The organism is Agrobacterium sp. OT33 (assembly GCF_017313365.1).
Lineage (GTDB): Bacteria > Pseudomonadota > Alphaproteobacteria > Rhizobiales > Rhizobiaceae > Agrobacterium > Agrobacterium rhizogenes_A.
Genome location: NZ_JAFLMZ010000002.1, coordinates 257,582 through 278,911, shown reverse-complemented (window position 1 = coordinate 278,911; position 21,330 = coordinate 257,582). Strand labels below are relative to the sequence as shown.

Here is a 21,330-nt window from a genome sequence, read left to right as displayed (position 1 = left end):
GATTCACCGGATACCTTTTTACCTCTGATTCCGCCAGCCCAAAATTCATGCTGTTGCAAATTCGCTGTTGACGAATTCACAATTCAACTGGCCGGAATGCGAACAAAAGAAAACCGGCAGGCTTTTGGCCTGCCGGAGCGTTAAATCAAAACCGGGCTTATTGACCGGTCGGAACTGCGTTCGGATCGGCGGGCTGCGCCGGGGCCGGAGCGGCCGTGCCGGATGCGGCCGGAGCCGGAGTGGTCTGCGCCGGAGCGGCAGCACCATTATTGGTCGGAACGCCATTTTCAGCCGGAGCCGGAGCGGGCGTCGAAGGCGTCGTCGCCGGGCCGAGCGTATCGAGAATGCCGTTACCCTGGCCCTGTGTGGCCGGAATACGGTTCAGAATGTCGGTCGGGCGCGATTCGTAGCGCGTCAGAAGGCCGAGGCCGAGCGAGGTCGCGAAGAACAGCGCGGCAAGGATCGCCGTGGTGCGCGTCAGCGCATTGGCCGTTCCGCGCGCGGACATGAAGCCCGAACCGCCGCCGATACCGAGGCCACCGCCTTCGGAACGCTGGATCAGGACCACGCCGACAAGCGCCAGCACGATCATGAGGTGAATAACAATCAAAACGGTCTGCATGACAATCCATTCCATGCCCCGCGCGGAGCACCATAAAGAAGGTTTTGCGGCTCTTTACATGAGGCGAAGGCTTATTCCAAGCCCCTTTCCCGCTCCACGCGCAGGAAAGCTCCGATCAAGCCGTCAGTTGCTCGTATGCCGCATAGATGGACAGGAAGTCCGAGGCTTTCAAGCTCGCGCCGCCGATCAGCGCACCATCCACGTTCTCGACGCCCATCAGTTCCAGCGCATTTGCGGGCTTTACCGAGCCGCCATAAAGGATGCGCATGGTCTTGCCGGCATCACCGAAGCGCTTGACGAGTTCGTCGCGCATGAAGGCATGGGCCTCGCGCACATCGTCCACAGTCGGCGTCAGGCCGGTGCCGATCGCCCAGACCGGCTCATAGGCGATGACGGTATTTTCGGCGGTCGCCTCATCCGGCAGGGAGCCGGCGAGCTGGCGCTTGAGGATGTCGAGCGTCTGGCCCGCCTTGCGCTCATCCGCCGTCTCGCCGATGCAGACGATGGCGATAAGGTCGGACTGATGGGCGGCAGATGCCTTGGCGCGCACCAGATGATCGGTCTCGGCATGGTCGGTGCGGCGCTCGGAATGGCCGACGATGACATGGGTGCCGAAGCAGTCGGCGATCATCTCGGCGGAAATATCGCCGGTATGGGCGCCCGATGCGTTCTGGTGGCAATCCTGCGCGCCGATCATCAGCGGGCTGTCATCGCACAGCGCCGTTGCCACGTAGAGCAATGTCGAGGGCGGGCAGATCAGCGCATCCACCTTTTCGGACAGCGCGCCCTTGACGCCCTCTGCCATGGCCTTGATCTGATCGAGCGAGGCACGGGTGCCGTTCATCTTCCAGTTTCCGGCAACAAGCGGTCGAACATTCGGCGTCATGCGTATCCCATTCCCTTTGTCTTGAGGCCGCCCTTGGCGGCACCCCTTCCCTCAGCCGTATCACGGCCCATAATCGCGACAGAAACACTGCCGGAAATCCCGGGTTATTCCTTTAACCTCAGCCGGCAGCAAATGGTACAAAAAAGCGGCCCAAAGGTTCAAAACGACGGGCAATTTCCAAAAAATTGCCGTTGCTGACCCAAATGACGGCCTCAGCGGCTCAAAATCCAGTTCAAAACCGCCCGCCAGTCAGTCATGCGCACCGGTGTGCCGTGGCTGCCGGTCTCATACCGCGTGAACCGCGCCGGCTCGCCGGCCTTCAGCAAGGAACGGAAGATCGTCGCCTGCTGGTCCGCCGAATAGACCTTGTCGGCGCTGCCATGGGTGAACCAGACCGGCTTCTTCGCCCTGGCAAAGACGCTTTTCGGAAAATCGGGATCGACCGCACCGCCGAGGATCGCCATGCCCTTGAGATTGGCGACGGCAGCCTTGTCGCGGCTGATGCCGTAGCAGATGAAACTGCCCATCGAGGCGCAGGTCAACACGACAGGCTTGCCGTCCGATTTTTTGGCCGCATCGGCAATCAGCGCTGCGATATCGGCAACGCCGTTCTCATCGAAGGAGCGCACGCTCGGCGCATAATAGGTGCCGCCATTGGCGACGGCCAGATTTTTCAGCCGGTTGAAATTGCCGCCGAAGGTGTAGTCGTTCATGCCGAGCCGCCGGTCACCGCCACGCCCATGGATGAAGATGACCGTGAAGGCCTGCCCGCTTGCCGGCCCGACGCGGCCGACATCAAGCGCCCTGCCCTCAACGGACACGGTTTCCAGCGCCTGCGCCTTTTTCGGTGTCATATCGACATATTGCCGTTTCACCCGCCGCTCCGGCACCTCATCGCGGCCGTTGATATCGCGCATTTCCTGATAGTCGATGACCTCGGACGCGCCGCCATCCCCGCTGGAAAGCACCGTCTGGGCGGAAAACAGCTCATCCTTGAAAGGGCGCAGCGGCCCGTCAGCGGCAAAGGCCGCAACCGGCATGGCCGCAACAGTCAGGCTGAAAAGAGTACAAAACGTGAAATGAGCTGTGGACATGCCTTGGCTAACCGTTCATTCGTGGCTGCGAGACTTGCCATCGCAACCTCGCCAGCGCAATCCTCCTGTTGCGAAACCCTGACACAATCGTGGCATAGGATGCGCCGCGTTTGCCAGACGGACCCACTTCAAATCGGACGGGAACCGCGTTTGGCGTTATGATTGACGCTACTGGCATAATGATTCGCATGGCGAAATTCTGACACACGACTTTGAACTTTGGACATGATGGACGATAGCAACGATCTCTTCTCCGGTCTTCCGGCGGCACGAAACAGCGAAACGGAAAGGGACGGGGATGCCGTGAAGACACCGGTGACCGCGGCGGCCAACGTGCCCGCTAACGTGAATGTGCAGCCGAAACCCGCAGCCGTTGCGGCCGTCATGCCGCCCGCCCCCGTATCACCGTCCGGTGACGGCTACGGCGCGTCCTCGATCCGCGTGCTCGAAGGGCTGGAGCCGGTGCGCATGCGCCCCGGCATGTATATTGGCGGCACCGATGAAAAGGCGCTGCACCACCTGTTCGCCGAAGTCATCGACAACTCCATGGACGAGGCCGTCGCCGGCCACGCCAATTTCATCGAAGTCCATCTCGATGCCGAAGGTTTCCTGACGGTCACCGATAACGGCCGCGGCATTCCGGTGGAAAACCACCCGCAGGTGCCCGGCAAGTCGACGCTCGAAGTCATCATGACCAAGCTGCATGCCGGCGGCAAGTTCGACGGCAAGGCCTATGAGACATCGGGCGGCCTGCACGGCGTCGGCGTTTCCGTGGTCAATGCGCTCTCCGATCTTCTTGAAGTGGAAGTGGCCCGTAACCGCAAACTTTACCGCCAGCGTTTCTCGCGCGGCCTGCCGATCGGTCCGCTGGAAGAACTGGGCGACGTGCACAACCGTCGCGGCACCCGCGTGCGTTTCCATCCCGATCCGCAAATCTTTGGCGACCACGCGAAGTTCGAACCAGCCCGCATCTTCCGCATGGCCCGGTCCAAGGCCTATCTCTTCGGCGGCGTCGAAATCCGCTGGAGCTGTGATCCCGGCATGGTGCCGGCCGATGGTGAAATCCCCGAAAAGGCGGTCTTCCATTTCCCCGGCGGCCTGAAGGACTATCTCGCCGCCACGCTCGGCAAGGAATTCACCGTCACCCGCGAGATTTTCTCGGGCCGCACGGAAAAGACCGGCGGCCACGGCGCGCTGGAATGGGCCGTCACCTGGTATGGCGGCGACACGCAGATTCATTCCTATTGCAACACCATTCCGACACCCGAAGGCGGCACGCATGAGGCCGGCCTGCGCATCGCGCTCACCAAGGGTCTGAAGAATTATGCGGATCTGACCCAGAACAAGCGCGCCAAGGACATCACCACCGATGACGTGATGATTTCGGCAGCCGGCATGCTCTCCGTCTTCATCCGCGAGCCGGAATTCGTCGGCCAGACCAAGGACAAGCTCGCCACCGTCGAAGCCCAGCGCATCGTCGAAAATGCGCTGCGCGATCCCTTTGACCATTATCTGGCCGGCAATCCGGGCGAAGCGGCCAAGTTGCTCGACTGGGTGATCGAGCGCGCCGAAGAGCGCCTGCGCCGCCGCAAGGAAAAGGAAGTCAACCGCAAGACGGCGGTGCGCAAGCTGCGCCTGCCCGGCAAGCTGGCGGATTGCGCCCAGAACACCGCCGAAAATGCGGAACTTTTCATCGTCGAAGGCGACTCGGCGGGCGGCTCGGCCAAGCAGGCGCGCAACCGCGCCAACCAGGCCATCCTGCCGCTGCGCGGTAAAATCCTCAACGTCGGCAGCGCCAGCCGCGAAAAACTCTCCGCCAACCAGCAGATCGCCGATCTCATCCAGGCGCTTGGCTGCGGCACGCGCACCAAATACCGCGAAGAGGATTTGCGGTATGAGCGCATCATCATCATGACCGATGCCGATGTCGACGGCGCCCATATCGCCTCGCTGCTCATCACCTTCTTTTATCAGGAAATGCCGGAACTCATTCGCGGCAACCATCTCTATCTCGCCGTGCCGCCGCTCTACGTCATCCGTCAGGGTGCCAAGAGCGCCTATGCCCGCGACGACGCCCACCGCGCCGAGCTGATGGAAACCGTCTTCAAGGGCAAGAAGGTCGAAATCGGCCGCTTCAAAGGCCTTGGCGAGATGATGGCCCAGCAGCTGAAGGAAACCACCATGGATCCTGAAAAGCGCACTCTGCTGCGCGTCGAGATCGACGATGTGGATTTCGAAGGCACCCGCGAGGCCGTCGACAATCTGATGGGCACCAAGGCCGATGCCCGCTTCCGTTTCATTCAGGAACGGGCGGCCTTCGCGGATAATCTGGATATCTGATCGTCCGGATGGGTTTTGGGACGGCTCGCCCAGCTGCCGTCAGATTGCGGAGAAAGTACCGAACGCTCTCTTCCCTCATGCTCGGGCCTGTCCCGAGCATCTGCAACGTCTCGATTTTACTGGACGTGATTAGATCCTTGGGACAAGCCCAAGGATGACGTCGCGTATGAGGGCAGGTTACGATCCCCCTCAATGGGCCTCGTATTAGCTATGTCGATGGGGAGCGGAACATCATGCGGATAGTGCTGACGGGCAGCTCCGGCCGGGTTGGCCGCGCGATTTTCCGCGCCTTGGCCGGCAGGCACGATGTCACCGGCATGGATCGCGCCCCCTTTTCCACCACCCATATCGTCGGCGATTTCGCGGACGCGGCGCTGTTGCGCTCCGCTTTCGAACAGGCGGATGCGGTGATCCATACGGCAGCGCTCCACGCTCCGCATGTCGGCATGGTTCCGGATGCGGAATTCCAGCGCATCAATGTCGAGGGAACCCGCATGGTGGCGCAAGCGGCGATGGCGGCGGGCGTGCCACGGCTGGTCTTCACCAGCACCACGGCGCTTTACGGACGCACGGTGTCCGCAGGGTCCTGCACCTTCATCGATGAAGAGACGCCGCCCCGGCCGAAAAGCATCTATCACCGCACCAAGCTCGAAGCCGAACGGATGCTGGAGGAAATGGCAGGCCCGCATCTCGCCGTGCGCGTGCTGCGCATGTCCAGAAGTTTCCCGGAGCCCGCCGACGTGATGGCGGCTTACCGGCTGCATCGCGGCGTCGATATGCGCGATGTCGCCGATGCCCATGTGCTGGCGCTGACCAATGCGGGAGGAGATTTCCAGCGCTATATCATATCGGCGACCACGCCGTTTTCCGCCGATGACTGCGACAGCCTCGCCAAGGATGCCGCTTCCGTTCTCCGGCAGCGGACGCCGGCCCTCGCCGAAGCTTTCGCGCAGCGGGGATGGACGTTGCCGGCAACGATTGACCGGATCTATTCGCCCGCCCGCGCCGCAGCGGGACTTGGCTGGATATCCCGCTTCAGCTTTGGGGAGGTACTTGCGCAACTGGACCGACGCAGTCTGGAGGTCCTGCCTGTGGGCGCCAATATCAGCAGGAAATCCGAATAAGCGTCCGGCCTTATGCCGCGACATCCTCACGAACGCCCAGAATGCGATCGATCAGGCCCCATTCCAGAGCTTGCTCCGCCGTCATGAAAAAATCCCGGTCCATGGCCGCTTCGAATTTTTCATAACTGCGTTTGCAATGTTCGGAATAAAGCCGCGTCATGCGGTGCTTCGTCTGCTTCATCTCTTCGGCATGGATCAGCATGTCCGACGCCTGCCCCTGGAAACCGCCCAGCGGTTGATGAATGTGGATGCTGGCATTGGGAAGGGCGCTCCGCTCCCCCGGTTCACCCGCCATCAGCAGAAACGATCCCATGGAACGGGCCGTTCCCATGCAGAGCGTATGAACCGGTGCGCGGATATAGTGCATGGTGTCATACATGGCGAGACCGCTGGTCACCACACCGCCCGGCGAATTGATGTAGAGATGGATCGGCTTCTTCGGGTTTTCCGCCTCGAGAAACAGCAATTGCGCGCAGACCAGCGCGGAAACCGTATCGTTCACCTCGCCGTTGAGGAAAATGATCCTTTCCCGCAGCAGGCGGGAATAAATGTCGAAAGACCTTTCTCCCCTCGACGATTGTTCGACTACCATGGGGACGAGTTGCATCGCTTCGCGCATCGGCGAACTCCTGTCGTTGAAATGTCGGGGAACGTTCCGGATCAGGCGGCGAGCTTGATCGGCGAACCGTTGTGGTTTGCAGCGGCCTTTATCATCCGGCCGATATTGACGGGCAGGTCATGAATGATGCGCAGGCTGGTGCCGCCTTGGGCATTCGCCGCGATCCTGAAGGTGACCGTACTTTCCAGAAATGGCGGACTATCCTCGCGCAGCCGGTAGCGCACCTCCTCACCGGGCTTGATATCGATCGCCTCCGGTTCCGCCAGTTCTTCTGCCGGCAACCATATGGCGCGGAACGCCGGAATACTGATCGCCCGCCACACCTTCTGCGGCGGTTCGTCCAGATCATATTCAAGCTCGATGGCATCAGGTGCTTCCGGCTTTTGCCTGTTCATTGATCCATATCCTTCAGCAGGAGCTTCAGAGCCTCAATGCGCTGCGGCCAGTAGGCGCGGTATTTGCCAAGCCATGCCGCAATGCGGGTCAACCCTTCCGGATCGACCTCGTAATTGACGAAACGGCCCTGACGCCGTTCAACCACCAGCCCTGCCCCGCGCAACACCGAAAGATGCTGCGACATGGCCGGCTGGCTGATCTCGATGCCTTCGCGCAGGGCGGAAGCATTCATGGCGCCATCCGCCAGCTTTTCGAAAATGGCGCGGCGCGTCGGATCGGCCAGCGCCCGGAAAATATCATTCTCTGTCATGACATCACATAAGCAAACACTTATGTGATTCGCAAGCCCTTTCGGCGCGTGGAAAACGCGCCTTTTTCACTCCGACGGCAGGAGATGCCGTGAACGCTTTATCCGCTCGCGCGTTTTCATCCCGCCTGATAATCTTCGGGCCGGGAGCGATCGAAACAAGTGACTGCATTTACGGTCTTCATCGTCATTCTTCTCATGGTCATCGGGCCGAGCCTGTTCGTCGTCATCGGCAAGCAGCGGGAAAAGGCCATTCCCAAGCGCCCTTCCGCCGCCCTGCCCCTTGCCGAAGACGCGACGACACTGGACCGGCACTGGCAATCGATCAGGAACGGCTGGAACGAGAAGAATGCGCTCTGCCTGCTGCATTCCAACCTCGATGCCTTCGCGGTGCGCGTGGCGGCGGCGCGTGCCGCCGGACGCAGCCTCGATCTGATGTATTACATGTGGAATGCCGACCTGACCGGACGGCTGATGATGCGCGAAGTCATCGCCGCCGCCGATCGCGGCGTGCGCGTGCGCCTGCTGCTCGACGATCTCGGCGTTTCCATCTCCGACCGCATCTTCCACGCCATCGACAGCCATCCCAATATCGAACTCCGACTGTTCAACCCCACCCGGGCGCGGGAAAACATCCTGCATCGCAGCCTCGAACTGGTGCTGCGCTTTCGCAGCGTCAACCGGCGCATGCACAACAAGGCCTGGATTGCCGATGGCCGGGCCGTGATCGTCGGCGGGCGCAACATTGGCGACGCCTATTTCGACGCCGCCGAGCGGGCGAATTTCCACGATTTCGATATTCTCGGTTTCGGCAGGATCGTCGCCGACGCCACGGAAATCTTCGACGATTACTGGAACAGCGCCGTTTCCGTGCCCGTGCGCTCGCTCCTGTCACGCAGGCCGAGCAAACTTGCCAGATTGCGGCGCGAACTCGATGCCCTGCCGAAAAGCGAAGCGGCAAAACCCTATCTGGAGCGCGTCGAAAGCCAGTATGGCCGCGACCATTTCCTGATGTCGGACCGTCTGCACTGGGTCGAGGCGGCGGATATCCTCGCCGACCCACCGGAAAAGGCGGCGGGCAAACGCCGCAAGGGTCATAACTTCCTGATGGAAAGCCTGCTGCCCCTGCTGCAGGCCGCGGATGAGAGCCTGCACATCACCTCGCCCTATTTCATCCCCGGTAGAGAGGGCATGGAGATTTTTCTCGATCTCGCCGAACGCGGCGTATCGCTCGCCATCCTCACCAATTCTCTGGCCGCAACGGATGTGGCGGCCGTTCACGCCGGTTATGCACGTTATCGCAAGCCGCTTCTGCTGGGTGGCGTGCGCCTGCATGAATTGCGCTCGCAGGCGGATCAGCCGAGTTTCACCCTGCGCGGTTCGGGACAGGCAAGCCTGCACACCAAGTCCTTCACCCGCGATGGCAGGACCGGTTATATCGGTTCACTGAATTTCGACCCGCGCTCCGCCTCGCTGAACACGGAAATGGGCGTGGTTTTCACCTCGCCACCGCTGGTGGCCCGCATGGACGAAATATTCGCCGAAGAAATTCGCCGCACGATGAGCTTCGAACTGGATGTCGACAGCGCCAACCGCATCATCTGGATGACGGAAGAACAGGGCCGGACAAGGACATACCGACGCGAGCCCGACGCCGCTCTCAGCCGCCGCATCGTTGCCGGCATCATGCGCTTCCTGCCGCTGGAATCGCAGCTTTAGCGGGGAAAGCTTGGGCTCAGGCCGCCGGCCTTACCCCCGCTTTCGCCAGCTGTATCTGCACCAGCGTATCGAGGTTCTGGTTGACCCGGCAATAAAACTCCTCGTCGATGAAGGGACGCAGCATGAAATCATTGCCGCCCGCCTTCAGGAACCGCGCGGAAAGCAGCCGGTTGGTGGAGGAAGACACGCCGATGATGCGCAGCTCATGCGACCCGCGCACGGTGCGGATGCGCCGCGTCAGTTCGAAACCGTCGATATCGGGCATGTTGTAATCGGTCACCACGAGGCCGATATCGGGATTGGCCTTCAGGATATCGAGCGCCTTCGCACCGCTATCCGCCAGGCTGACGCGGAAATTATAACGCTTGAGACGGCTCGAAAGCAGCGCCCGCGCCGTCGGGCTGTCATCGACGATCAGCACATGGTGACGGTGGTTGGTGAGAAAGCGGCAGACGGATTCCGTCAGCATATCCACGGCGAAAATATTGTCCTTCAGGATATAATCGACCACATCCTTGGCGATCAGCGTTTCGCGCGTCGCCTCATGAAAGGTGCTGGTGAAAACGATGGTCGGGATCGAAAGATCGATCAGATATTCCAGCGCCTCGCCCTTCTCCGCCCCCGGCAGGTTGATGTTGGAAATGGCAAGCGTCACAGGCTCCGGCGAATGTTCGTAACAGGCCTGCAATTCCTCGAAATTGCGGCATACTTCCACGGTAACGCCCAGCAGTTCCTTCAGGCGCATGCTCACCATCTGGGTGAACACATTGGTATCTTCCGCCAGCAAGATGCGGCTGTTGGTAAAAGGCACGCCAGAATATTGCATGCCCGTAATGCCGAGAAAATTCATTCTGCCCCGATCCCCCATCGTATGTCAGGGAAAGATAGCAGGCTCATTTTTCAGAATGATTAATAACACTTTTGCCGGAAAAGCAGTTGAGCACATGCTTACCTAAACGGAAATACGGCCCACGAGGGGCCGTATTCCGACTTTGGGAGGGGATATTCTGTCTCAGGCGCGCAGAAGCGCATTGTCCGTGTCGAACGGGCTTTCTTCCACCACTTCGGCATCATAGGAGGTGCCGAGAATGCGTATCTTGAGCTTGGTGCCCACGGCCGCATATTCCGGTTTGAGCATGGCGAGCGCGATTGATTTGCCGAGACGCCAGCCGAAACCGCCGCTCGTCGCGCGGCCCGCAAGCGCGCCGCTTTCATCGAAGATCGCTTCCGAACCGCGCGCATCGACATCCGTATTGCCAGACACGGTGAGCGTCGAGAACACCCATTTCACCCCGGCTTCCTTGTAGGCCACCAGCGCATCGCGGCCGATGAAGCTCTTTTCCGGGCGCAGGAAGCGGTCGAGACCGGATTCATAGGCGTTATATTCGACCGACAGTTCACGTCCCATGTTGCGATAGGATTTTTCGAGCGACATCGAGACCATGGCGCGGATACCGAAGGGCTTGATGCCGAATTCGGCGCCCGCTTCCATCAGCCGGTCGAAGATGTAGTTCTGCATCTCGATCGGGTGGTGCAGTTCCCAGCCAAGCTCACCCACGAAGTTGACGCGCAGCGCATGCGCCGTCGCCACGCCGACGGAAATCTGCCTGCCGGTGAGCCAGGGGAAATCCTTGTTCTCAAGGCTGGTGCGGGTCAGCTTCTTCAGGAGATCGCGCGACTTCGGACCGGCAAGAACCAGCACGCCGTATTTCTGCGTGATCGGCTGCAGCACCACGGAACCATCGGTGGGCGCAAGGCGGCGCAGCACGTCATGGTCATGCGCTTCGAGACCACCGGCCGAAACCATGTAGAAGCGGCCCGGCGCCCATTCATAGACCGTGAATTCCGCCTTCACGCCGCCATTCGGCGTCAGGAGATGGGTAAGCGCGATACGGCCGCGCTTCTTCGGCACCGCATTGGCGAGAATGCTGTCGAGCCATGCCCGCGCACCGGGGCCGGAAACCTCCATCTTGGCGAAGGCCGACATATCGAGCACGCCGACATTCTGGTGGACATTCTTCACCTCGTTGCCGACATGTTCGAAATAGTTCGAGCGACGGAACGACCATTTCTCGACGATACGGCCGTCATCCAAAGCCGGCGCATGGTTGTGGCTGGTGATGACATCGGCACCCACGCCGAGATCTTCCTCGCGCAGCGCATAACCTTCCGGCGCATACCAGTTGGCGCGCTCCCAGCCATAGACAGAGCCGAAGACGCCGCCGAGCTTCTTCAGACGGTCATAAACCGGTGTCGTCTTCAGCGGGCGGGCGGCGGAGCGCTCCTCATCCGGGTAATGCATGGTAAAGACGTTGGCATAGGCTTCCTCGTTCTTGGCGATGAGGTAACCTTCCGTTGCGTAAGGGCCGAAGCGGCGCGGATCGACACCCATCAGGTCGAGTGTCGGCTCGCCATCGACGATCCATTCGGCCAGCTGCCAGCCGGCGCCGCCGGCAGCGGTGATGCCGAAGGAATGGCCTTCGTTCAGCCAGAAATTCTTCAGGCCCGGTGCGGGGCCGACAATCGGGTTGCCATCAGGCGTATAGGCGATCGCGCCGTTATAGACCTTCTTGATGCCCACTTCGCCGAAGGCCGGAACGCGCACCATGGCGGTTTCGATATGCGGCATCAGGCGGTCAAGCTCTTCCTGGAACAGCTCATATTCGCTGTCATCGGAGGGACCGTCGACATAACAGACCGGCGCGCCGACTTCATAAGGGCCGAGGATCAGGCCACCCGCTTCCTCGCGCATATACCAGGCCGAGTCGGATTCGCGCAGCACGCCCATTTCCGGCAGACCCTGGCGGCGGCGCTCCTGAATGGCCGGGTGCGGCTCGGTGACGATATATTGATGCTCGACCGGAATGACCGGAATGTTGATGCCGACCATCTCGCCGGTTTTGCGGGCGAAGGAGCCCGTGCAGGAGATGATATGCTCGGCGACGATCTCGCCCTTGTCGGTCGTCACCTTCCAGTGACCGTCTTCCAGCTGCTCGATGGCGGTGACGGTGGTGTTGCGATAGATGGTCGCCCCGCGATCACGCGCCCCCTTGGCCAGCGCCTGCGTCAGATCGGCAGGCTGGATATAACCGTCATCGGGATGCTGGATGGCGCCGAGCAGGCCGTCCGTCTCACAGAGCGGCCAGATTTCCTTGACCTGCTCCGGCGTCAGCATGTTGACGCGCACGCCGATGGTCTCGGCAATGCCGGCATAATACATATATTCGTCCCAGCGGTCCTTGGTGCGGGCGAGACGGATATTCGAGACCTTGGAGAAGCCGACATTCATGCCGGTCTCTTCCTGAAGCTCCTCATAGAACTTCACGGAATATTTGTGAATCTGGCCGACCGAATAGCTCATGTTGAACAGCGGCAGAAGCCCGGCCGCATGCCAGGTGGAACCCGAGGTCAGCTCCTTGCGCTCGATGAGCACGCTGTCGCTCCAGCCCTTTTTGGCCAGATGATAAAGCGTCGAAACGCCGACGACGCCGCCACCGATCACCACCGCCCGTGCATGTGTCTTCATTTACAGAACCCCTGAAAAGCGCCGGCCTTGCCTTGTTCCGCCGACATTGGATGGGAGGAATATGAAGCGCTTGCGGGTTGTTCAGCCGCCTGATTGCGACATGGCCATAGGGTGCTGCGACAGGCGTGAAAATGCGGAGCATGCCGGACGAACGTTGCACAGCTCTGCCGCTCCTTGTCTTCTCCCCGAGGAGGAGAAGGTGGCCCGAAGGGCCGGATGAGGGGGTAACGTTGCCGGATTTCGCAGAGCTTTCCGCCTCAACCCGCTGCCGCGACCTTCTCCCCGGCGGGGGAGACGGCGACAAGCGGCGAGCCCCTGCCCGGAACTCAACGTCCACAAGCAACAGCGATCTACGCTTTCGCGCCGGGTTTCTCCTTCGGCTCAGTCGGCTTCTCGCTCTTCAAGGCCTCTTTCTCCGGCGCTGCGGCACCCGTATGGGCCACCACCGCCTTGTCACCTTCCTCCGAAAGCAGCGCCGCCAGCATCTGCGGGTTGGCGTCGCCTTCCACGTGGATGTTCAGGTTGCGTTGCGGAAACGGAATGGCGATCCCCTCGTCGCGGAAACGCTGCAGGATTGCGATCCTCAGCGCATTCTTCACGCCAAGCCCGTTCGACAGATCGGCGAGATGGAAACGCAGCTCGAAATCCAGCGAAAAATCGCCGAAGCGCAGGAATTCCACATGCGGCTCGGGGTTGCGCAGCACCGGCGGCTGGGCACGCACGAGTTCCAGAAGAATGTCCATGACCTGCTGCGGATCGGAATCGTAAGCCACGGAAACCGGGATTTCCGCGCGCATGATGCGATTGCGATGCGTCCAGTTGCCGACCGAGGAATTGACGAACTCCGAGTTCGGCACAATGATCGACTGGCCGCGAAAGGTCTCGATCTCGGTCGCGCGCACGGAAAGCCGCTTGACGGTGCCTTCCGTGGTGCCGGTCACCACCCAGTCACCCACCTTGAAGGGGCGCTCCACCAGCAGGATAAGGCCGGACACGAAGTTCGACACGATGTTCTGCAGGCCAAAACCGATACCGACCGAAAGGGCGGAGGCGACCAGCGCCAGGCTGGAGAGGTTGAGGCCGGCGGAGGAAACGCCGAAGATGGCGGCAACGGCGATGCCGAGATAACCGATGCCGGTCTTGACCGAGTTGCGCACGCCGGCATCCACCTGCCCGCGCGCCATGACGTTGTTGTCCAGCCACCTCTGGAACCAGCGGGTGATGATATAACCGATGGCGAAGACCAGGACACCACCGAACAGGCCGATCAGCGAGATGGAAGCATTGCCGACGGTGATGCCGGTCAGCAGGCGATAGGCCCAGCTTTCGATATCGCCCGGCTGGAAACCCCAGGAAAACAGGATGAGCGGCACGCCGAAGGCCAGTGCCACGGCATAGATGCCGAGCCCGGCGGCAAGGCCGGCCTGATCGAGCGCAACCACGCCGAGACCGAAACGCCGCGCGAAGTAACGGCCGGCGAGAGATTCCGCAAAGGCGCCCTGCCTCGAAATCGCCTTGCCGGAGAGAATGCCGATATACATCGTCGCCAGCACCGCGCCGGTGGCGACGATCTGCGTGGCAAGGAAACGCGCAAGACCGACATAACCCGTCAGGCACGCACCGATGAGAATGAGACCGCCGACACGCAGCAGAATGACCAGCCAGCGCGGCAGCCGCTGGTTGCCGGTATCGTAATCCTGCCCCTCCCCGATCACCGGCCGCAGGAACGATACGGTCAGCAGGATGATGCCGATGATGATCGAGGCAACGAAACTCTTGGCGACGGTGACGATCAGCGGCGAATAGAGCGTCTCGCTGATCGTGCCGAACAGATAATCGAGACCGTTGACGAGCGCCATCAGGAGCACCGCCGAGGACAGCGTATGCGCGCCCTTGTTGGAAACCTGCAGCAGACGCCACTCCGGTTGCGTCGGCGCAAAGATCGCATAGCTCAGTCGCGAGACGAAATAAACGAAGCCCGTGATCGCCATCGCCCCGAACAGGATCGGCGCTATGTCGGACCGCAGCACGTTGAAATTATCGAGGAAGAACGCCGAGGTGACCAGAAACAGCAGCAGCGACAGCGACTGCACCATGGTCGACCAGAAGGCCACCGAAAGCCTTCTGAGATAGGAAGGCTCCCCCGTAAAGGCGCGCCGGTCCATGCGGCTGCCGAAAAAGCGGTAACCGCCGACCAGAAACAGCAGCGCCGCCATGATCGACAGCGTCACGGCGCCGAACATCGGCAGCCGCTTGTAGTTCCACACGAAACCCGCCCAGCTGCTGAAGGCGTTGTTGAGATTGGTAAGCTCCGTGACAAAGGCGGAGGATGCGTCACCCAGCGTCTGCGCCGAAATTTCGGTGCGCTTGAACAGGGTGGCGGCAAAGAGCGCCCGGCGAATTGCGGTGATATTGTTGGAAATCTGCGCGGCATTGGTGGAAATGCTCTCCACCTCGCCGGCAATGGCATTCACTTCCGCGCGCTCCGCCGTCAGCCGGGCGCGCTCCTCCGTCACCATGCTCGCTTCCGGCGGCTGGCCTTCGGCCGGCGGTTCGCCAAGGGCTTCGAGGCGGGTCTTGATCTGGTCCAGCCGCGTGCGCAGCTTGGTGTTGCTCGCCGCCGCATCGGCGGCGATGCCGTCGGCCCGGCCTTTCAGGTCGACCAGCTGGACGTCATCGCTGCCGCCCGCCTCCACCTGCCCGGCAATGGCCGCGACATCGGACTTCCATTTGTCGAGATCCGTCCTCGCCTGCTCGACGGTGGAGGCCTGGATAACCACCGGAGCGGGGTTCGCGCCATCCTGCGCCGAGACCGGCATCGTGGACAGCAGGAAGGCGCAAAGAAGGGAAAATCCCGCCAGCAGCACCGCAGCCACGGCGCCGTCTCGCCGCCATGCACCCCGCCGCTCGCCGAGCACCCGCCCGCCATACATCAATCCGCCGAACATCAACCGCACATCCATGCCTTTCGTCTCTTCACGCCGTCTCAGGCTATTTAGCGCCTGCCGCGCGGAAAACCACCCGCAGAAAGCGAGGTTTTCGGGAGTTTACCTTGCTTTTCACCACGAGAATCATCACCTTTGATAGTGCAGCAAACATGGGAGGAAATCATGGAATCTGCTGGTATTGGCTGGATCGCAGCTATCATCATCGGTGGTGTCGCCGGGTGGCTCGCCGAACAATTCATGAAAAGCAATATGGGTGTTTTCATGAACATCCTTCTTGGAATCGTCGGCGCGATCGTCGCCAACGCCATCCTGTCGGTGTTCGGAATCGTTTTGACGGGCTGGCTCGGTTACCTCATCGCCGGCTTCATCGGCGCCTGCATCCTCATCGCCATCGGCAGAGCTTTCAGACGTGGCTGAACAAAAGGAAAATCCGTAAAACCCCGGATTTCCAACCTTTTCCAGCGCGACTGAAATTTTTTCGTCACAAAAATCGAAGAAATTTCATTTCCGCGCTGGACAAGCCCAAACTTCCCCTTTATACGCCCCCTCACACCGCCACACGGTGCCGGTCGGGTGATTAGCTCAGTTGGTAGAGCAGCTGACTCTTAATCAGCGGGTCGTAGGTTCGAGCCCTACATCACCCACCAATCTTTCTTTTGATGACAATATGTTGCAATGCTTACTTAAAGCATTGCCTTGGCGCTCGGGCCTATACGATAGCCCATCGCCGGCAGCACCTGCACAACAACAAACAGCATTTGTCGCCCACAATACCGCATCACGCAACCGCGCCGGTGGCACAACTCGCCGCAACGTCTACAACTTCGTTTCCGGTGCGCATCTTGCCCCAATGAAGCGCGGCTCCAATGGCCGACCGGCAATACGGCTCTCGAATTCCTCCGTGAAAGGAACGGGCGCGGCCTGCTTTACCGCGTCGATGGCGGAACAGATAAAAGCCTGCCGTCACGAGCTCTCTTCCTGAGGGCGTGCGGCGATGACGACCACCTTGCCCCGGATCTGCCCGTCCTTGTGCAGAATGAACCGCAGCGTCTGCAAATACGACATGCGTTTCGAATTCCAGGGCAATGCGCTGGAGGACCTCGAGGACACGCAGGACCTCTGCGAACTCGGCGAATATACCATTACCGAATAAATGGGAGGCAATGCGGCCCTGCCCGATAAAAAGGCGAGGCTGGCAGCAGCGGACGGCCCTGACACGACCGCCGTCCCTCAGCGGCAATGAAGCCACGGAAAACCACGGGGAACGATGATTATAGGCGCTACCGCGCCGCCCTCGTCCGCAAAGCTGTCTCAATCATCCCTATGATTGGCGCCATGAGATTGATCGTCAACATATTGCTGTTCGTCCTCGGCGCGCTCGGGAGCGGGATATGTGCGTTTCTATTGTCGGGAGCGCTTGCCGATTCCGGGCTGCTCGGTTCCTGTTTCGAGGGAAACTGCGCTTATGCGGCGCTTTTTATGGTGTTTCCTGTCACATGGTTCGTGGTCTTTGCCCTTTATGTCATGGCCCTGTTGATATGGCGGCGTAAACCCTTCCGTAATTGACGGCTTTGAAAAAAGCACGGGGCGGCCTCATCGCCACCGCACGTTCGTTGACAGCGATCAGCACTTGCCGTTAACTCCGCCTGCTGGGGATTCGCTGCCAGTGATATGCGGGCCTGCAGGGCATAACCCGATATCACCGGCCTCTGAATGTGCATGTTCCGATTTGCGTTTCGCGTTTGCTGGGCATGACGGAAAACAGGGAGACCAAAGGATGCGGGCCGCAATCAATTCCCCGTCGCTGTCGATCGACACCATGAACTACCAGGCGGAATGCCAGTTCGCGCTGGAACCCTCCATCCAGGGCCTTATTGAAAAAGCCGAAGATGCCGGCTGGAACCGCCAGCAGGCCGCACTCGCCATCGTCGCGCTTGCCAGCGAACATGTCACCGACATGCTGTCGGCCCTCGCCGCACCGGATCAACGCCCCCTGTCCTGATAGCCCTCCTCCCGCCGGAGCGGATCAGCGCCCGGCACCGTCAGCATTATTCCAAAAATCGATCGAGCCGGCCGGAGCGTCCCACGTCGCATCCGCTGAAACCCTCATGGCTGCGCGGCATCCGCGATGCAAGCCGGGTTCACCGCTGGGCGTCTCCAGCTTCTCTCCCGCCCGCCGCATTCCTGAACGGCCCCGGCTTCAGGGCCATCGACGATCCGTCGACACCCCTGCCACACTGTTGACACAAGCACCCAATAATGAGAACATATAGTGAACATTATGGAGGTCAGCGATGAACACAGCAGACGCAGCCATAGAAAACGCCCTCTCCGTGGTCGCCCGTTCCCGTGACATGCGGGAGCGCGCGCTGGAGCGGCGCCGCGAATTGCAGCGGCGGACGGAAGTCATCATTACCCGTCCGCTTTATGTGCTGAAAAAGAACGAGGGACCGCGTCAGCTGTCGCTGAAACTCGACAGCTAGCCATATCCTCCCAAAGGGCAGCATCACCTGCGGTGAAACCGGCGCCGGCAGAATGGCCCGGACCGGAACGGACCGGAAACCGCGCGACGACAGATCGTTCGCCGTGTCATGTTGCCCATAGATAAAATCCCGTGCGGATGACATCGCGCACGGGATTTTCAGAATGAAGAGGTCATTGCCTTGTCTTATTGCATGCGTTGCATTGCGGCTTCGGGTTCACCGGTCGTCGCAACCGTTGCCGCAGGAAGGCGGTCGGTCTTTTTCAGGATAACGACTGGCTTGTCCACCGGTTCCGTCGGCGGAACGATGCTTGCAGTTTTGAATTCATGGTCGACGGCAGGAACGGAAGCGTTGATCTTTTCATGACCCGCGCATTCCGCAAGCGCTGCACTGGCGGAAAAACCAAAGACAGCGGCGATAATGAGAACTGATTTCATGTCATTCTCCCTTCGCTTTTATGGCAATCTCCAGTCTATGTGGAGACGAACCGGATTGAAAATCACACTTTAGAGACATCTAAAGCACTCGATCATTTCGGCAGTCGTCGTCATTGATGTGCAAGTAAACGGCTGGACGGTATCCTCGCCCTTATTTTTTCCGCACATCCAGCGGATTTCGGCAAAGCGGCCTGCGAAATATCATCGCCACGTAACTTCCCTTGAGGGAGATGAGGCTTGGCTTGTAAATCGAGACCTTTGCCGTGTTGGCGGCCTTTATCGTTCTTCCATCAGAGGAATTCTGCTGCATGGCACGCCTCCTTACATGAGCGATAACGAAAAAACGCCGGTCTTGTTCCGCGCTGCGGTTTCGTTGCGAACGGGAAAGGGCAAGACGTCACTGCCCGTTTCTTCTCCCCGCCGGAAAGAAGATGACCCGAAGGGTCAGATGAGGGGCAATCTTGCCGGATTTCGGAGAGCTCGCCCCCTCATCCCGCTGCCGCGACCTTCTCCCCGGCGGGGAGAAGAAACAGGCGGCGCACTCCCAATCCCATCCATCCCCCACGCTTGAAAATTCCGCCCAAAACCTCTATATGCCTCATCGCGAGGACGACCTCGGCCATCATGGCGACAGCATGCGGGACGGCCCGGTCACATACCGGAGAATAAATTGCGTTCCCTGCCCGATCGTATCCGCCATGCGCTCAGCTTCGAAATCATCGGCCTTCTGCTCATCGTGCCGCTTGGCGCGCTTGTGTTCCATATGCCGATGGAAGATATCGGCATTGTCGGCCTCGTCAGCGCCACCCTCGCCACCGCCTGGAACTATCTTTACAATCTGGGCTTCGACCACGCCATGCAGCGCCTGAAGGGCACGACGTTGAAAACGCCCGCCATCCGCGTCGCCCATGCCATTCTGTTCGAACTCGGCCTGCTGATCGTGCTCATGCCCTTCATCGCCTGGTATCTCGGCATCAGCCTCGCCCATGCTCTGGTGATGGATATCTCGTTTGCGCTGTTTTACGTGGTCTACGCTTTTGTCTTCAACTGGAGCTACGACCGGATTTTCCCGCTGCCGGAATGGCAGTCGCAGGATGCCGTCTGATCGACGGGCACGGCTGAAAACGGCAGGGCTTCAGCGCAGCGAGGCCCTGAAAAAGCTGACGACATCGGCGTTGAAACCGCGATGAAACTCTGCCCGGTCGAAACCGGGCGCATCGTTGCAAACCTGCGGCAAAGCTTTTGCCATTTCTGCCGGGCAAGGCGCGATAAACGAGAAATGCCCTGCCCCCTTCACCATCCGGTAGTCCGGTTTCTTCGGCAGTTCATCGCGCAATCTCGCAACATCCTGCGGCACAATGCCATCACCGCCCTGTTCCGAACGCCACAGCTGGACAGGAATACCGATATCTCTCAGATTTTCAGCGCCGGGAAAGGCATTGAGCGGGTCCGCAACAACCGCGGCCCTTACCCGCTTATCGTGAACCCAGTCTTTCGCAACAGTGCTTTTGTCCCGCATCTGCGCGCATATCGGCGCCTGCTCGTCCGGGCATGGCAATCTGCTGTTTAAAAAATCCGGCACGCCGCCGGCGAGCACCAGCGCCGTGTAACCGCCGCGCGAAAATCCGAAGACACCGATCCGCCCGACATTGATGACGCCGGCCTCTTTCCAGCCCGCCAGCATATGATCAAGCAGGCGCACAATATCCGCCGGCCGGTCGGTCAGCGCGGAAAGCTCGCCTGCCCGCTTCATATCGATCGCATTATCGCCGGAATGATTAAGCGCCGCGACGATGAAACCGGCATCCGCCAGCGCCGCCGCCGTATCGCGATGGCTGAAATATGTGCCGGCGAAACCATGGGAAATGACGATAAGCGGATATTGCCCGTCAATGATCGGGCAATCGCGCACCGCAGGCAGTACGAAGGGACCGATGCGGGTTTCCACCGGTGCTGTCGCACAGGGCGACCAGACCGCCGCCCTGATGGGAGCTTTGCCATCAGTGGATGGAACCTCGATCAACCGCAGGCCGGCGGCCGCGGCAGCGCCCGTCCCGGAAAGAACGGAAATCAGAAGAAGGCAAAAAACCACCAGGAATCGCATCAGAAACTCGCGGATCGGAAGCATTGAGTGCAAGGCCGGTCATCAACCAGCCCTGCCCGAAACATAAGGCAATTTCTTATAGCGCTGATGACCGCCGCCAAGGCTTAAAGCGACTTCAGCGTCCAGGCCACGATCTCCCGCGTCGCCACGGCAAAGGCCTGATCCAGCGCCTTCACGAAATTGGCGTTGCCGGAGCCGCTGACACGGGCGCTGGCGCGGAACACTTCCTGCGCCTTCACCGTGCCGTTGCGGTCGTTCAGAAGCTTCACCGACATTTCGATATTGGCCGTGTTTTTCGCCGTATCCACCTCGAAGGCGCGAATATCGGTCACGACCTGGTAGTCGATCGCCAGCCCCTGCCCCGGCCGGCCGACGCCGCCGAGCTTGCCGGTATCTTCGAACGCTTCCACGAGCTTGGACTGCACCATGCGCGGCAGGCGGTCACTCCATTGCGAATTACCGAGATATTGCACTTCCGAACCGGAAAGGCGCACGACGATATTTTCGCTGTCCAGTGCCTTCAGCGCGGTCGGATCGGCGATCAGCAGCTGCCGGCTCTTGAGCGAAGGTCCCTGCGCAACCGCCGTAGACGACACGGAAAGATCGAACGTATCGTTCTTCGGCGCACCCGCGCAGCCCGTCATCAGGGCGGCAAGCAGCGGCACTGCAAGAAGGGCACGGCGCTTCTGGTCGGTCATCGATCGTATCATTGGCCCATACCCCTC

Annotated in this window: 20 protein-coding genes and 1 tRNA gene; 9 read left to right on the top strand and 12 right to left on the bottom strand. The window is 60.4% G+C overall.

Annotation, left to right across the window (positions count from 1 at the left end):
- Window positions 1-157 precede the first annotated feature (157 nt).
- The 3 genes from secG to JZX88_RS05365 form a co-directional block, all read right to left on the bottom strand.
- The gene (gene secG, locus JZX88_RS05375) at window positions 158-622 is read right to left on the bottom strand and encodes a preprotein translocase subunit SecG (protein ID WP_059760449.1); all 465 of its coding nucleotides are present in this window, start codon (window positions 620-622) and stop codon (window positions 158-160) included.
- Between the two features lie 115 nt (window positions 623-737).
- Window positions 738-1,508: a triose-phosphate isomerase gene (gene tpiA / locus JZX88_RS05370; RefSeq protein ID WP_110757147.1), complete on the bottom strand. Its 771-nt coding sequence runs from the start codon at window positions 1,506-1,508 to the stop codon at window positions 738-740.
- 212 nt (window positions 1,509-1,720) lie between these two features.
- A complete protein-coding gene (locus tag JZX88_RS05365; protein WP_206912822.1) occupies window positions 1,721-2,602 on the bottom strand; it encodes an alpha/beta fold hydrolase in 882 nt (293 codons plus the stop codon).
- 225 nt (window positions 2,603-2,827) lie between these two features.
- On the opposite strand from JZX88_RS05365, the gene parE reads away from it, so the two are divergent.
- Window positions 2,828-4,942, top strand: coding sequence for a DNA topoisomerase IV subunit B (parE, locus tag JZX88_RS05360; protein WP_206912821.1), 2,115 nt, complete (start codon window positions 2,828-2,830; stop codon window positions 4,940-4,942).
- A gap of 233 nt (window positions 4,943-5,175) precedes the next feature.
- Entirely contained in the window at window positions 5,176-6,066 is an 891-nt protein-coding gene (locus JZX88_RS05355; protein WP_206912820.1) for an NAD(P)-dependent oxidoreductase, read from the top strand.
- A gap of 10 nt (window positions 6,067-6,076) precedes the next feature.
- Here JZX88_RS05355 and JZX88_RS05350 read toward each other — a convergent pair whose 3' ends face one another.
- Genes JZX88_RS05350 through JZX88_RS05340 form a run of 3 tightly spaced genes read right to left on the bottom strand, consistent with a single transcriptional unit; the run spans window position 6,077 to window position 7,391 of the window.
- A complete protein-coding gene (locus JZX88_RS05350) occupies window positions 6,077-6,685 on the bottom strand; it encodes an ATP-dependent Clp protease proteolytic subunit (RefSeq protein ID WP_065115786.1) in 609 nt (202 codons plus the stop codon).
- Between the two features lie 41 nt (window positions 6,686-6,726).
- Window positions 6,727-7,080, bottom strand: coding sequence for an SRPBCC domain-containing protein (locus JZX88_RS05345; RefSeq protein WP_206912819.1), 354 nt, complete (start codon window positions 7,078-7,080; stop codon window positions 6,727-6,729).
- A complete protein-coding gene (locus JZX88_RS05340; protein ID WP_006697387.1) occupies window positions 7,077-7,391 on the bottom strand; it encodes a helix-turn-helix transcriptional regulator in 315 nt (104 codons plus the stop codon). Before JZX88_RS05340 ends, JZX88_RS05345 begins: the two co-directional genes overlap by 4 nt.
- Before the next feature lie 159 nt (window positions 7,392-7,550).
- Here JZX88_RS05340 and JZX88_RS05335 point away from each other — a divergent pair, with 159 nt between their 5' ends.
- Complete coding sequence (locus JZX88_RS05335; protein ID WP_206912818.1) at window positions 7,551-9,107, top strand: phospholipase D-like domain-containing protein; 1,557 nt, start codon at window positions 7,551-7,553, stop codon at window positions 9,105-9,107.
- 16 nt (window positions 9,108-9,123) lie between these two features.
- Here JZX88_RS05335 and JZX88_RS05330 read toward each other — a convergent pair whose 3' ends face one another.
- From JZX88_RS05330 to JZX88_RS05320, 3 genes are all read right to left on the bottom strand, one after another.
- A complete protein-coding gene (locus tag JZX88_RS05330; protein WP_003524770.1) occupies window positions 9,124-9,957 on the bottom strand; it encodes a response regulator in 834 nt (277 codons plus the stop codon).
- Between the two features lie 162 nt (window positions 9,958-10,119).
- Window positions 10,120-12,633, bottom strand: coding sequence for an FAD-dependent oxidoreductase (locus JZX88_RS05325; RefSeq protein WP_142779275.1), 2,514 nt, complete (start codon window positions 12,631-12,633; stop codon window positions 10,120-10,122).
- 350 nt (window positions 12,634-12,983) lie between these two features.
- Window positions 12,984-15,596, bottom strand: a complete 2,613-nt coding sequence (locus JZX88_RS05320) for a mechanosensitive ion channel family protein (RefSeq protein ID WP_110757139.1) — start codon at window positions 15,594-15,596, stop codon at window positions 12,984-12,986.
- Window positions 15,597-15,743: 147 nt separating this feature from the next.
- Here JZX88_RS05320 and JZX88_RS05315 point away from each other — a divergent pair, with 147 nt between their 5' ends.
- From JZX88_RS05315 to JZX88_RS05295, 5 genes are all read left to right on the top strand, one after another.
- Window positions 15,744-15,998: a GlsB/YeaQ/YmgE family stress response membrane protein gene (locus tag JZX88_RS05315; protein WP_065115791.1), complete on the top strand. Its 255-nt coding sequence runs from the start codon at window positions 15,744-15,746 to the stop codon at window positions 15,996-15,998.
- A gap of 154 nt (window positions 15,999-16,152) precedes the next feature.
- A tRNA-Lys gene (locus JZX88_RS05310) sits at window positions 16,153-16,228 on the top strand.
- Between the two features lie 676 nt (window positions 16,229-16,904).
- Window positions 16,905-17,147, top strand: coding sequence for a hypothetical protein (locus JZX88_RS26425; protein ID WP_065115792.1), 243 nt, complete (start codon window positions 16,905-16,907; stop codon window positions 17,145-17,147).
- 211 nt (window positions 17,148-17,358) lie between these two features.
- On the top strand, window positions 17,359-17,583 hold the full coding sequence (locus JZX88_RS05300) for a hypothetical protein (RefSeq protein ID WP_110757137.1): 225 nt from the start codon (window positions 17,359-17,361) through the stop codon (window positions 17,581-17,583).
- A gap of 292 nt (window positions 17,584-17,875) precedes the next feature.
- Window positions 17,876-18,064 (top strand): hypothetical protein, encoded by a 189-nt coding sequence (locus JZX88_RS05295; protein ID WP_110757135.1) that lies wholly within the window; start codon window positions 17,876-17,878, stop codon window positions 18,062-18,064.
- A 185-nt stretch (window positions 18,065-18,249) separates the two neighbouring features.
- Here JZX88_RS05295 and JZX88_RS05290 read toward each other — a convergent pair whose 3' ends face one another.
- On the bottom strand, window positions 18,250-18,501 hold the full coding sequence (locus tag JZX88_RS05290; RefSeq protein ID WP_206912817.1) for a hypothetical protein: 252 nt from the start codon (window positions 18,499-18,501) through the stop codon (window positions 18,250-18,252).
- 670 nt (window positions 18,502-19,171) lie between these two features.
- Between JZX88_RS05290 and JZX88_RS05285 the strand changes: the two genes are divergently transcribed.
- Window positions 19,172-19,606, top strand: a complete 435-nt coding sequence (locus tag JZX88_RS05285) for a PACE efflux transporter (RefSeq protein WP_065115795.1) — start codon at window positions 19,172-19,174, stop codon at window positions 19,604-19,606.
- A gap of 30 nt (window positions 19,607-19,636) precedes the next feature.
- Here JZX88_RS05285 and JZX88_RS05280 read toward each other — a convergent pair whose 3' ends face one another.
- Window positions 19,637-20,605 carry a dienelactone hydrolase family protein gene (locus JZX88_RS05280; protein WP_206912816.1) on the bottom strand — a complete coding sequence of 323 codons (969 nt, stop codon included), beginning with the start codon at window positions 20,603-20,605 and terminating at the stop codon, window positions 19,637-19,639.
- Window positions 20,606-20,709: 104 nt separating this feature from the next.
- Window positions 20,710-21,303: an ABC-type transport auxiliary lipoprotein family protein gene (locus JZX88_RS05275; protein WP_206912815.1), complete on the bottom strand. Its 594-nt coding sequence runs from the start codon at window positions 21,301-21,303 to the stop codon at window positions 20,710-20,712.
- Window positions 21,304-21,330: the final 27 nt, after the last annotated feature.